Below are 12561 nucleotides of genomic sequence, written 5' to 3'. Positions count from 1 at the left end.
TTCATCGCATGAACAGAAGTTCACGGTACTTCATCAGCGGCCAGTCTTCGTCGTCGACCATCTGTTCCAGTTTGTCCACGTGGTAACGAATGCGGTTGAAGTAACTCGCCACCTCATCGCAATACAGAATGGCCCGCTCCCGGGCGTCTTCCACTTTGTTGGCCCGTTTCCGCGCCTCGACCATCTCTTCCACCAGCGTACGGATACTCGTGATGTGCCCGGCGATGTCTTTGATGCCGGCGATTGCCACTTCGGCATGGGGTTGGTCCAGCCCGAGTTCCTTCAGCCCCCGGACGTTGTCGATCAGCTTGTTCTGGTACGCCACGGCCGTCGGGATGATGTGGTTGATGGCTAGGTCACCCATAACGCGTGCCTCGATCTGAATCTTTTTCTGGTACGCCTCCAGCCGGATTTCGTGCCGCGCTTCCAGCTCGCGTTCGGTAAATACCCCCAGCCGTGAAAACAAGTCTCGGGCCTGCTTGGTGATCATGAAATCGAGCGCGCGGGGCGTATCGGTTACGTTCGAGAGTTTGCGCCGTTTGGCTTCCTTCATCCACTCTTCTGCGTAGTTGTTGCCTTCGAAACGGATTTTCTTCGAGGCTTCAATGTACTCGCGCAGCACGTTGATGATGGTCACCTCTCGCTTGGTGTTATCATTGAACTGACGCTCTACTTCTTCCTTAAAATCAAGGAGTTGGTTCGCCACAATGGTATTCAGCACGACTACCGGATCGGAGATAGTCGCCGAAGCACCGACCGCCCGAAACTCGAATTTGTTGCCGGTGAAGGCAAACGGCGAGGTACGGTTGCGGTCCGTGTTGTCCAGCATGATTTCGGGAATCTTGTTGATGCCCAGCTTCAGGTACACGTTATCGCCCTTGTCGAACTGCATCTCGGCCGTCTCTTCCAACGAATCGAGCATGTTGGAAAGCTGCGAGCCGATGAACGCCGAAATAATGGCGGGGGGCGCTTCGTTGGCACCCAGTCGGTAGTCGTTGCCGGCCGAGGCCACCGACGCGCGCAGCAGATCAGCGTAGTCATGAACGGCTTTCAGCGTGCAGACGAAGAAGGTCAGGAACACGAGGTTTTCTTTCGGACGGCGGCCCGGCGCCAGCAGGTTGCGTCCGGTGTTGGTCACCAGCGACCAGTTGCAGTGCTTGCCGCTGCCGTTTACCCCCGCAAAAGGTTTCTCATGAAACAGCACTTTCAGTTGATGGCGCTCCGCTACCTTTTCCATCAGGTCCATCAGGAGTTGGTTGTGATCGACGGCGACGTTCACCTCCTCAAACGTCGGAGCGCATTCGTACTGACTCGGCGCCACTTCGTTGTGGCGGGTGCGGATCGGAATGCCAAGTTTATGCGCCTCCACCTCGAATTCCATCATAAAATGGTGAATGCGCTGCGGAATTGAGCCAAAATAGTGGTCGTCCAGCTGCTGCCCTTTCGCGGGCGAGTGCCCGAATACCGTGCGCCCGGTCAACATCAGGTCGGGTCGGGCAAAGAACAAGGCCCGGTCAATCACAAAGTATTCCTGTTCTGGACCCAAGGTTGGCTTTACATAACTAATATCTTTATCAAACATCTGGCAGACTGCCGTCGCCGCTTTGTCGATCAGTTCCATCGAGCGCAGCAACGGAGCCTTGTGGTCGAGTGCTTCGCCCGTATACGACACGAAAACCGTAGGAATGCAAAGCGTTTTAGCCCCGCCGTTCTCGTACAGAAAAGCGGGCGACGTAGGGTCCCAGGCGGTATAGCCGCGCGCTTCGAAGGTGGTGCGGATGCCGCCGCTGGGAAACGAAGAGGCATCGGGCTCCTGTTGCACCAGCGCCGAAGCCTGAAAGCGTTCGATGGCCCGCCCCTCCGAAATCTCGAAAAAGGCATCGTGCTTTTCGGCCGTCGCGCCCGTCAGCGGCTGAAACCAGTGCGTGAAGTGCGTAGCGCCTTTGTCCATCGCCCAGCGTTTCATGGCCGTCGCCACTGCATCGGCCGTATCGTAATCGATCTTTTCGCCGGAAGCCATCGCCTGGGTCAGCCGTTTGTAGGTATCGGCCGAAAGGCTGGTCTGCATGGCATCGGCCCCAAAAACGTTGGTGGCGAAATAGGCCGAAATGGGTCCTGAAGGTAATTTGATTTCAACAGGCTGGCGCTGACCGAGTTGGTTCAGGGCACTGAAACGAATACTTGGCATATAGTTAGGTTATGGTGTCGGTGCAGAGAGCACTGCAAAGCGCTGCGTTTTCAAAAGCGAGTTTACGAAAATCTTGGGAAGGCACGGCGGCGCGGATACGAAAAAGGGCTGCCTCCCCAAGGAAGCAGCCCTGCACAAAGGCAATAGGATGGTCGAACAGTCTTGCGGCTTAGCCTTTCACCGTTTTGATGATGCGGCCGGCCACTTTGTATGGATCGGCGTTCGACGCAGGACGACGGTCTTCCAACCAGCCCTTCCAGTTATTTTCGACCGTTGCGATCGGAATACGGATGGAAGCACCGCGGTCGGAAACGCCATAGCTGAACGTATCGATCGACTGAGTTTCGTGCTTACCGGTCAGACGCATGTGGTTGTCTGCACCGTATACAGCGATGTGTTCTTTCAGGACAGGCGCAAATTTCTGGCAGATTTCGTCGTAAACGGCTTTCGAACCGGCTTCGCGCAGCGTTGCGTTCGAGAAGTTGGCGTGCATACCGGAACCGTTCCAGTCGGTAGCGCCCAGCGGCTTACAGTGCCAGTTGACCGATACGCCGTATTTCTCGGCCGTTCTTTCCAACAGGTAGCGGGCTACCCAGATCTGATCGCCGGCGCTCTGTGCTCCTTTGGCGAAGATTTGGAACTCCCACTGCCCCGCCGCTACTTCGGCGTTGATCCCTTCTACGTTCAATCCAGCGTCCAGGCAAAGGTCCAGGTGCTCTTCTACGATTTCGCGTCCAAACGCTTTGGTCGCACCAACAGAGCAGTAATAAGGCCCTTGGGGTGACGGATATCCCTGCGCGGGGAAGCCCAGTGGCTTGCTGGTTTCCGGATCCCACAGGAAATACTCCTGCTCGAATCCGAACCAGAAATCGTCGTCCGGATCGTCGATGGTCGCCCGGCCGTTCGAAGGGTGTGGAGTGCCGTCGGGGTTCATCACTTCGGTCATGACCAGGTAAGCATTTTTACGTCCCGGATCGGGGAAAATGGCTACTGGTTTTAACAAACAGTCAGAAGAACCACCTTCAGCTTGTTCTGTTGAGCTTCCGTCAAATGACCACATCGGGCAATCTTCCAACTTACCGCTAAAGTCTTCCTTAACGATTTTGGTTTTGCTCCGCAAGCTTTGTGTTGGAGTATAGCCATCAAGCCAGATGTACTCAAGTTTTACTTTTGACATGGAGTTAAATTGAAGGTTAGATTAAGTAATCGAGATGGTTGGTTCGGGGTGTAAGGTAAGCGATCCTCACGCAATGTGGGGGCAAATAGTAAAAAGCACGCTCTTCTAATAGTACATAAACGGTGCAAGGCGGGGGCTTCTTCTTCTTGAGATAGTCAAAGTCTAAAAACGACCATGCTCCCGCCGAATAACTCCGCAAATTAAAGTCATTTCGCCAAAACAAGTCAATAATTCCGAAAAATATCTTCATTTCGGAAGGCATTTTCCGGAAATTAGGTGTTTATTCGAGAAACCAGAAAAAAATTTGGAGTCATTTGTTGACTTTTACATTCACGCCTCCTATGTTCGTAGCTTGAAATAGTGAAACATTTCCACCTTACATCTTACATGCATGAAAAAAATTGAGGCAACCATTCGTTCCTCCAAGTTTGATGACGTCAAAGAGGCGCTCCATCGCATCGACATTGATTATTTCACCTTCTTCGAAGTAAAAGGGGTTGGCAAAGAAAAGACGCCCGAAGGCTTTTACCGGGGCGCGTATTACGACCTCGGCTCCATTCCCCGCATCATGCTGGAGCTTGTAGTTCCCGACGATCTGGTGGACAAAGCGGTTGAATCAATTTTAAGCTCTGCCAAGACGGGCGACATCGGCGACGGCAAAGTTTTTATCTACGACGTGCTGAGCGCCATCCGCATCCGGACCGGCGAAGTCGGAGAAGCCGCCCTGTAGCCTTTCGTTTTCTTACCCCCTTCTGATTGCGGAACCACCACCACTCCAGGTTCTGACGGTTGCCTCGCTCGTGTGGCAACACCCCTACTGCACGCAAGTGCATCCCCCATCTGAATAGCCTACAAGTACCGCTACACCAAACCCCTGAAGCTGTGTGCCCCAACGCATGGTTTCACCCTGTTGACTTGTTTATTCATTCACTTTAACAATAGTCTACTACTACAATGGAGAAAGCAGTACTTGAAGTATTATCAAGCGCTATCAATCTGGCAGTGATGGCCGCTGAAGCTACAACGGAGGTAGCGACGGCCGCCGCAACCGCTGCCACGGCGCAAGACGTAGGTGCCGATGCCATGTTCACGGTCAACAACGTCTGGATGATGGTGGCTACCGGCCTGGTATTCATCATGCACCTTGGTTTCGCCGGAGTCGAAACCGGACTGACTCGTTCTAAAAACACGGTCAACATTCTCTTTAAAAACACCATTACGCCGGCCATCGGTCTGCTGACCTATGCGCTGGTTGGGTTCAACCTCATGTATCCTGGTTTCGCCGAAGGCGACGCCGGCATTTTCGGGTTCGCCGGGTTCGGCCTTCCTTTCCCTGAAGGCGGTGGCACGGCTGCCTACAACCCGGGCTACACGTACTGGACCGATTTCCTGTTCCAGGGTATGTTTGCTGCCACAGCCGCTACCATCGTATCGGGTGCAGTAGCCGAGCGCATCAAGCTGGAAGCGTACATTGTCTTCACACTGATCTACGTCAGCCTGGTGTATCCCATCGTCGGTAGCTGGAAATGGGGAACGGGCTGGCTGGATTCCCTCGGTTTCTACGACTTCGCCGGTTCTACGCTGGTACACTCGGTCGGTGGCTGGGGCGCGTTGGCCGGGGTGCTCATCCTCGGTGCGCGGGTCGGCAAATACGTCGACGGCAAAATCAACCCGATTCCGGGACACAACATGCCGCTGGCAGTGATCGGCGTCTTCCTGCTGTGGCTGGGCTGGTTTGGCTTTAACGGAGGTTCGGTCCTTTCTGCCGATCCTGAGCTGGTGTCGCTGGTACTGGTGACTACGTCGCTGGCCGCCGCCGCCGGTGCCATCGGTGCGATGCTGGTTTCGTTCATCATCTTCAAGAAACACGACCTCAGCATGACGCTGAACGGCATCCTGGGTGGTCTGGTTGGCATTACGGCCGGCGCGGACCAAATGGGTGTGCTCGACGCCGTTCTGATCGGCGTGATCTCGGGTGGCCTGGTGGTTGTGGCAGTTATTTTCTTCGACCGTGCTAAAATCGACGATCCGGTCGGTGCGCTGTCTGTACACCTGGTGTGCGGTATCTTCGGTACCCTGGCGGTCGGCATTTTCGGTGCCATGGCCGGCTGGAACCAGTTCATCAGCCAGTTGATCGGCGTAGCTGCGGCGGGAGCCTTCTCGTTCGTATCTGCGTACGTTATCTTCTTCGTGCTGAGCAAAACCATGGGCATCCGGGTTTCCAAACAAGAAGAAACCGAAGGTCTCGACGTCTTCGAACACGGCATGTCGGCTTACACAACGCCGATGGCCAGCGAAGTACAGGTGTACCAATAAGCCCCCTCTCTTCACACGTCACTGTGATGGTCTCGACGCAAACGCGTCGGGACCTTTTAACCCCCTTGTTGCATTTCGTGTCCATTACGCCAAGCCATGCGCCTTTGCATGCGCTGTACACTACACTCTTACCCTAACTACTACCTAATCACTTCACACATGATTAAAAAATCTATCGGTTTACTCTGCCTCACGGCCCTTACGACCGGCCTTGCCCAGGCACAGGACTCTACCTCCACGTCTCCTCTGGAGATCTCGGGCTCGGTCGACCTGTATTACAAGGCTGATTTTGCAGGCGTTCCTAACATTGAAACGAGTTTCGCCGATGAAAACAATTCCATCTCTATTGGGATGATTGATATTGCTTTATCGAAAACGGTGGGTAAAGCCACCTTCGTCGGTGAAGTAGCGTTTGGCCCGCGCGGGCAGTACCAGTCCATTCCGAACTCAGGCGTCGATAACAATTCGTTTCATATCCAGAATCTGTACGCTTCTTATGCGGTAACCGACATGGTTTCGATCACGGCGGGCTATATGGGCACCTTCGTGGGTTACGAGGTGATCTCCCCGACCGGGAACTACAACTATTCGACCAGCCGCATGTTTACCAACGGTCCGTTCCAGAACGCCGGGGTGAAAGTGGACCTGGCAATTTCGGACCGGGTGGGGCTGATGGTCGGCCTCTTCAACGACTGGAACGTGTACCAGGATCTGGATGGTCTTTCCGACTTCGGCGCGCAGCTGTACCTCTCGCCCGTCGACGGATGGGATGCGTACCTGAACCTGATCACGGGTGGAACGGCCTACGGCTACGGAACCGAGATCGACCTGACCACCGGATATCAGATTACGGATGCCTTCTACCTGGGCCTGAACGCCGCCAGCCTGACGTTGAGCGACGCGGCCGCAAGCGACAACACGACCAAAGGGTTTTATGGCGTGGCGCTTTACCCACAGGTAGCACTCACCGAAAGTTTCGGGCTGGGGCTTCGCTTCGAACACTTCAAGTGGAAAGATCTGGAAGAGGGCGGTACAACACTTGAAAATCCGTCGTACAACTCCATTACCCTTTCAGCGAACGTCAAGGCGGGTCCGCTGACCATCATTCCGGAATTCCGTTTCGACGGTTCCGATCAAAATGTTTTCTATAGCTCGGCTGATATCATGAACAGCGAAGCGGGCTTCGATAGCAAAAGTGCCTCCCAGGTTCTGGTAGGCGTCGTCTACGGCTTCTAATTCTCCATTGGTAGGCCATTTTGATGGGGCGTCTCTTCCTTGTGAAGAGATGCCCTTTTTGCGTTACCTTTGTACTATGAACCGGAAAGTGGCTTTTTATACGCTGGGCTGTAAACTCAACTACTCGGAAACGTCGACCATTGCGCGGCAGATGGAAGAACGTGGTTTTCAGCGCGTTGGCTTTCAGGAACACCCCGATGTGTACGTCATCAATACGTGCTCGGTGACCGACAACGCCGACAAAAAATGCCGGAAAGTGGTTCGCGAAGCGCGCCGCCATGCCCCCGATGCACTGGTGGTGATTGTAGGGTGTTATGCCCAGCTGAAACCGCGCGAAATTGCAGAAATTCCTGGAGTGAATGCTGTGCTGGGAGCCGCCGAGAAGTTCCGTCTGCTCGACCACCTCGAAGACCTCACCCGCGCCCAAACCCCACAGGTACTGGCCAGCGAAGTGAGCGAAGCACGTCAGTTTCACGCCTCGTATTCGCTGAACGATCGCACCCGCACGTTCCTGAAAGTGCAGGACGGGTGCGACTACGGATGCAGCTTCTGTACAATTCCGCTGGCGCGGGGCAAAAGCCGCAGCGATACGCTCGACCACCTGGTGGCGTCGGCGCAAGACATCGTTGCTTCCGGAGTAAAAGAGATTGTGTTGACGGGCGTCAACACCGGCGACTGGGGAATCATCGACGGCAAACGGCAGGGGCGATTTATTGAACTGGCCCGTGCGCTGGATGAGGTCGAAGGGCTGGAACGCATCCGGATCTCGTCGATCGAGCCCAACCTGCTGCACCACGACATCATCGACTTTGTGGCGGAATCACAACGCTTTGTGCCTCACTTCCACATTCCGCTTCAGTCGGGCAGCAACCGGATTCTGGGCCTGATGCGGCGTCGCTACCGTCGGGAGTTATACGCCGCGCGGGTGGCGCACATCAAAGAACGCATGCCACACGCCTGCATCGGTGTGGACGTGATCGTCGGCTTTCCGGGCGAAACCGATGAAGATTTCCGCGAAACGTACCAGTTTCTGAACGAACTGGACATTTCGTACCTGCACGTCTTTACCTATTCGGAACGGCCCAACACGCTGGCTGTTCAGTTTGAGCAACCGGTCCCGGCCGCCGTTCGGGCCGAGCGCTCCCGCATGCTCCACATTTTATCGGATAAAAAGCGACGTCATTTTTACGAGTCGCAGGTAGGTTCCGTGCGGCAGGTGCTTTTCGAGGCCGACGTGGAAGACGGTTCCATGCACGGTTTTACCGAAAACTACGTGCGCGTTCAGGCCAAGTACGATCCTCTGCTGATCAATGAAATTAAAACGGTACACCTGACCGGCATCAACGCCGAAGGGTTTATGGAAGTAACCGAGCCTGAATTCCAACCCCTTGTGCACTCGTAATCAACGAACGTTGAAGGCCTCGACCTGATCGTCGACGCTTAAAAAGTACTGGCCGGGCGTCAGGGTACTGATGTCCACCTGTGTCCCCTCTCCTTTCAACATCGACGCGCCATAGGCATCGAGTACTTCGAAGGCACTGGCCCGCGAAAGTTCGATGGCGTTTTTCACCCGGCGGGTCGAAAAGTGCACGGGTGCGGCTTCGTTCGTGAACGTCGCGACGGGCGAGTAATGGACCGCTCCGCTTTTCAGCAACGCCTTGATGCGGTAGGTATTTTCGCCGGCAGCATGGGCTACTTCCGTGGAATAGTGCATGGCGCTGGCCTGCCCGGCACTGGCGATGGCCGGCGAAATCACCACCCATTTCTCCTGCACCTGTTTTTCAACGAAGTAGAGTGCCTCCGGCTGATCGCCCCGAACGTTCCAGCGGATGGCTGCGGGCGCCAGCGTCACAGTCGACAATTGATAACCGGTTTCCTGCATCAGCACCTGAGGGTTGACCACCGTAGGACGACAGTCGCCACCGTGTACGATCCGCACGTGTACGGTCGAGGTCAATCCGTGCGCCGACAAGTCGATTTCGTAAGCGCTTGCGCGCACATCTGTCAGCCACAGTTGGTCGTTCACATACACTTCGCGGGTGCAGAACGACTTTTCTTCCAGGTTGTAAGGATTCCGTACGTACAGGTTTTTGCCTGTATAAGCGCCTGAAATGACTAATTCGCCGGCTTGAGCAACCTGGGCCAGACCCAGCATCAGGAAAATATAGTAGAGTGGCTTCATCGCTTGTTCTTAAAAAAGATAATTTAATCTTGATTTAGAACAAATGTAACGATTCTATATTTTTTTTTCTTTTTTTTATGTGAAATCGAGAAATCGCACGGTGAATGGTAGCTTATTCGTAGCGGAGCGATTCGATCGGATCTAACCGCGAGGCTTTCCAGGCGGGGTAATACCCGGACAACAGGCCCACGCCCACGCAAATCACGAAGGACAGGAGAATCCAGCCCCACGGTACCAGAAACGACTGCATTCCGACCAGGCTCGCCACCAGGTTACCGATGCCGATGCCCAGCACAATGCCGAGACTTCCGCCCAGCACACAAATCAGAATGGCTTCGATCAGAAACTGTTGCCGGATGCGTTGGGGCGTAGCCCCCAGCGCTTTGCGCACGCCAATTTCGCGGGTCCGTTCGGTGACCGATACCAGCATGATGTTCATCAGGCCAATGGAAGCACCCAGCAGCGTAATGAACCCGATGCCAAACCCGGCCAGCCGCAGCATGCCGGTAATGGAGTCGAGCGATTGGGAAAGCGATTCGCGTTTTTCGATGCTGAACGATTCCGGTTCGCCGGGACGGTCGCCGCGGATTTGCCGCATCATGCCGGTCGCTTCGCTCAGTGCGTAGTCGAGCTGCTGCTGGTCGGGCACCATCACCGTAAGCTCGTAGGTCAGTTCCCGGTCGGTGGCCAACTGCGAAGCGTTGTCGATCGGAATCAACGCCATGCGGTCGCGACTGCTGCCACCAAAAACGCCTCCGGTTTCTTCCAACACACCGATGATCCGGAATTTGGTCCCGAGCATCAGCAGTTCCTTTCCCACCGGCTCTTCGTTTTCGTCGAACAGAGTCTTGAGCAATTCCTGCCCTAAAATGGCCACTTTGGCCCCGTAGCGCAGCTCCTGCGGCGTGAAGTTGCGTCCGGAAGCCAGGGTAAGACCAGCGGCATCCAGGTAATTTTCGTCGCTGCCCGTAATGCGACTGTTGGGGTTGGTTTTTTTCGAGCCCCGCTTCAGTTCGGCGTTAAAGGTCACGTTCGTCACCAGGTTGACCGTGCCCTCGTCGGCGAACAACGTGCGGAAACGCTTGGCCTCCGCGTATTTGATCGGCGGGTACACCTTCTCCTGCACGCCCCCCTGCCGGCGGTTCTGCGAGTCTTTCTCTTCGATTTCGAACGAGTTGGCCCCTAACTGCGACAAGTTGGAATTGACCGAATCGCGAATGCCGTCGATCGAGGTCAAAATGCCGACCAGTGCCGTGATGCCGATGGCGATGATCAGGGCGGTCAGGATGCTGCGCAACAGGTTGGAGCGCACCGAACGAAAACCTTCCTGAATGTTTTCTTTGATATTCATCTGAGCCGAAAACTAGCGGGTTCTTTTGCAGAAAGGTACCCCAAATGCCGGAAAGATGATCAAAAGTTACATCACCGGTCAATATTCAGGTTCAGCGTACGCACGCTACAATGAAACCTTTCCGGCCCGCGTTGCTTACTTACAGGAAGACCTCCACGCGGTGGCTTTATTATTGGTTGAGTTTGTGTAACTTAAAGCTACCTGAATCACTCTGACACGATGCATAGATTTTTGTTTTTGCTGCTGTTGATGGGCAGTAGCCTCCCTGGTCTGAAGGCCAATTACCTGCTGGTCCCGATGGACGAGTCGCAAACCAACCACCTGAAGGCGTACGGCATTACCTACTGGGTGCTTTCGCAGGATGTCTCGGCCGAATGGCTGCTCAATTACCGGGGCGGCAGCTTTATGTTTCCGCACATGACGCCGATCGAAAACGAGCTGATTGTCAGGGGAGTAAGTTACCAGGTGATTTCCGACGCGCAGCACCAGCAGATTGCGGACGAAATCAGCAGCCCGGACGTCAACATGGACCTGATGAAACTGGACAAAGCGCCGAAAGTAGCGGTCTATTCTCCCAAAGGCAACCAACCCTGGGACGACGCCGTGACGCTGGTGCTGACCTACGCCGAAATTCCGTACGACGTAGTTTACGACGACGAAGTGTTGTACGGCGAGCTTCCCAAATACGACTGGCTGCACCTCCACCACGAGGACTTTACGGGCCAGTACGGTAAATTCTACCAGTCGTTCCACAACCAACCCTGGTACATTGCGCAGCAGCGCGATGCCGAGGCCATGGCCGCCAAGCACGGGTATAATAAGGTATCGCAAATGAAACTGGCGGTGGTAAAAAAGATCCGCGAGTTCTGCATGGGCGGCGGGTTTATGTTCGCGATGTGTTCGGCGACCGATACGTACGACATCGCCCTGGCGGCCGACGGAGTCGACATCTGCGAATCGATGTACGACGGCGATCCGGCCGATCCGGCCGCGCAAAGCAAGCTGGACTTCACCAACACGTTTGCCTTTGAAAACTTCCAGATCAGCATGGACTGGCGCGAGTATGAGTACTCCACGATCGACAATCAGATGATGGACCGGGGAGCGATGAACGAACGCAACGACTTCTTCACGCTCTTTCAGTTTTCGGCCAAATGGGACCCCATTCCCACCATGCTGACACAGAACCACGAACGGGTCGTCAAAGGCTTTATGGGTCAGACCACGGCGTTCAAAAAGCGTCTGATCAAATCGGATGTGCTAGTGATGGGCGAAACCAAAGCCGCCCACGAGGCGCGCTACATCCACGGCACCATCGGCAAAGGATTCTGGACGTTTTACGGCGGACACGATCCGGAAGATTACCAGCACCACGTGGGCGATCCGCCGACCGACCTGAACCTGCACCCCAACTCGCCGGGCTACCGCCTCATTCTCAACAACATTCTGTTTCCGGCAGCCCGGAAGAAAAAACAGAAAACCTGATCGATTCCTTACATTCATTTCAAGGCCTGTCGTTCCGACAGGCCTTTTTTTTCCTATCCTTATAACCTCCTGTCCCGTATACACGTATATAGCTGGTGCTCAACACACTAACTACATTTTTTACACTACAACCTATACGTTTATCATGGCACCCACCACCTCACCTACCGCCGCCAGGACGATTATCCGTAGCCAACACGTCATCATTGAATACAGCGAAGCGGAGAATGTCATCATCATGACCGCCACGCGTCCTTTTATCCCGGAAGACGAGTTCCGGGAAATGCTGGCCCAGCTGGAAACGTTCCTGCGGCAACAGCCCGTTCGCAAGCTGATTTTCGACCAGCGTCATCTGCGCCATTTCCACGCCCGTTCGTTCGAATGGCTGTTTTGCCACTGGCAACCCCGCATGCAACACCATGCGTTGGTGCAATACTGTTACCTTCTGCCCGAAGACACCTTGTTCCGTTCCGAATTCCGGGCGTTTCTGCGGAAGATCCGGGAAGAATACCCGCCCAACCTGTTTCACGAAATGCAACTGCACTTCTGCGACTCGTTTCTGGAAGCGTTGGAACGCTGATCGGGTCGAACACTTTATTTGGCTGAGGCGCTGGTACAGCGCCTTT

10 protein-coding genes are annotated in these 12561 nt (G+C 54.8%); 6 read left to right on the top strand and 4 right to left on the bottom strand.

Translation table 11 applies throughout. The features are described 5' to 3' along the window. Nucleotide 1: 1 nt before the first annotated feature. The gene (locus tag BLR44_RS15865; RefSeq protein ID WP_089683724.1) at nucleotides 2-2188 is read right to left on the bottom strand and encodes a glutamine synthetase III family protein; all 2187 of its coding nucleotides are present in this window, start codon (nucleotides 2186-2188) and stop codon (nucleotides 2-4) included. A gap of 169 nt (nucleotides 2189-2357) precedes the next feature. Beyond that, a complete protein-coding gene (locus tag BLR44_RS15860; protein ID WP_089683722.1) occupies nucleotides 2358-3365 on the bottom strand; it encodes a glutamine synthetase beta-grasp domain-containing protein in 1008 nt (335 codons plus the stop codon). 391 nt (nucleotides 3366-3756) lie between these two features. On the opposite strand from BLR44_RS15860, the gene BLR44_RS15850 reads away from it, so the two are divergent. The 4 genes from BLR44_RS15850 (at nucleotide 3757) to mtaB (ending at nucleotide 8319) form a co-directional block, all read left to right on the top strand. After that, on the top strand, nucleotides 3757-4095 hold the full coding sequence (locus BLR44_RS15850) for a P-II family nitrogen regulator (RefSeq protein WP_089683717.1): 339 nt from the start codon (nucleotides 3757-3759) through the stop codon (nucleotides 4093-4095). A 275-nt stretch (nucleotides 4096-4370) separates the two neighbouring features. Then, complete coding sequence (locus BLR44_RS15845) at nucleotides 4371-5681, top strand: ammonium transporter (protein ID WP_410493091.1); 1311 nt, start codon at nucleotides 4371-4373, stop codon at nucleotides 5679-5681. Between the two features lie 159 nt (nucleotides 5682-5840). Then, complete coding sequence (locus BLR44_RS15840) at nucleotides 5841-6917, top strand: outer membrane beta-barrel protein (RefSeq protein ID WP_089683713.1); 1077 nt, start codon at nucleotides 5841-5843, stop codon at nucleotides 6915-6917. A gap of 76 nt (nucleotides 6918-6993) precedes the next feature. Beyond that, a complete protein-coding gene (mtaB, locus tag BLR44_RS15835; protein ID WP_089683711.1) occupies nucleotides 6994-8319 on the top strand; it encodes a tRNA (N(6)-L-threonylcarbamoyladenosine(37)-C(2))-methylthiotransferase MtaB in 1326 nt (441 codons plus the stop codon). Here the strand turns inward: mtaB and BLR44_RS15830 are convergent, their stop codons facing one another. Next, a complete protein-coding gene (locus BLR44_RS15830) occupies nucleotides 8320-9099 on the bottom strand; it encodes a hypothetical protein (protein WP_089683709.1) in 780 nt (259 codons plus the stop codon). A 112-nt stretch (nucleotides 9100-9211) separates the two neighbouring features. Further along, nucleotides 9212-10450, bottom strand: coding sequence for an ABC transporter permease (locus tag BLR44_RS15825; protein WP_089683707.1), 1239 nt, complete (start codon nucleotides 10448-10450; stop codon nucleotides 9212-9214). A 219-nt stretch (nucleotides 10451-10669) separates the two neighbouring features. On the opposite strand from BLR44_RS15825, the gene BLR44_RS15820 reads away from it, so the two are divergent. Together BLR44_RS15820 and BLR44_RS15815 are read left to right on the top strand one after the other, a co-directional pair. Continuing rightward, nucleotides 10670-11935 (top strand): asparagine synthetase B, encoded by a 1266-nt coding sequence (locus tag BLR44_RS15820; RefSeq protein ID WP_089683705.1) that lies wholly within the window; start codon nucleotides 10670-10672, stop codon nucleotides 11933-11935. 145 nt (nucleotides 11936-12080) lie between these two features. Further along, nucleotides 12081-12515: a hypothetical protein gene (locus BLR44_RS15815; protein ID WP_089683703.1), complete on the top strand. Its 435-nt coding sequence runs from the start codon at nucleotides 12081-12083 to the stop codon at nucleotides 12513-12515. Nucleotides 12516-12561: the final 46 nt, after the last annotated feature.

The sequence above is a fragment of the Catalinimonas alkaloidigena genome, assembly GCF_900100765.1.
Lineage (GTDB): Bacteria > Bacteroidota > Bacteroidia > Cytophagales > Flexibacteraceae > Mooreia > Mooreia alkaloidigena.
Note: the sequence above shows the minus strand (reverse complement) of the source record. Positions and strands in the feature narration are given on the sequence as shown.

What these genes read in the sequence shown, in the direction of transcription:
- BLR44_RS15865 (WP_089683724.1), bottom strand. Translation starts at nt 2,188, where the DNA reads ATGCCAAGTATTCGTTTCAGTGCCCTGAACCAACTCGGTCAGCGCCAG.
- BLR44_RS15860 (WP_089683722.1), bottom strand. Translation starts at nt 3,365, where the DNA reads ATGTCAAAAGTAAAACTTGAGTACATCTGGCTTGATGGCTATACTCCA.
- BLR44_RS15850 (WP_089683717.1), top strand. Translation starts at nt 3,757, where the DNA reads ATGAAAAAAATTGAGGCAACCATTCGTTCCTCCAAGTTTGATGACGTC.
- BLR44_RS15845 (WP_410493091.1), top strand. Translation starts at nt 4,371, where the DNA reads ATGGCCGCTGAAGCTACAACGGAGGTAGCGACGGCCGCCGCAACCGCT.
- BLR44_RS15840 (WP_089683713.1), top strand. Translation starts at nt 5,841, where the DNA reads ATGATTAAAAAATCTATCGGTTTACTCTGCCTCACGGCCCTTACGACC.
- mtaB (WP_089683711.1), top strand. Translation starts at nt 6,994, where the DNA reads ATGAACCGGAAAGTGGCTTTTTATACGCTGGGCTGTAAACTCAACTAC.
- BLR44_RS15830 (WP_089683709.1), bottom strand. Translation starts at nt 9,099, where the DNA reads ATGAAGCCACTCTACTATATTTTCCTGATGCTGGGTCTGGCCCAGGTT.
- BLR44_RS15825 (WP_089683707.1), bottom strand. Translation starts at nt 10,450, where the DNA reads ATGAATATCAAAGAAAACATTCAGGAAGGTTTTCGTTCGGTGCGCTCC.
- BLR44_RS15820 (WP_089683705.1), top strand. Translation starts at nt 10,670, where the DNA reads ATGCATAGATTTTTGTTTTTGCTGCTGTTGATGGGCAGTAGCCTCCCT.
- BLR44_RS15815 (WP_089683703.1), top strand. Translation starts at nt 12,081, where the DNA reads ATGGCACCCACCACCTCACCTACCGCCGCCAGGACGATTATCCGTAGC.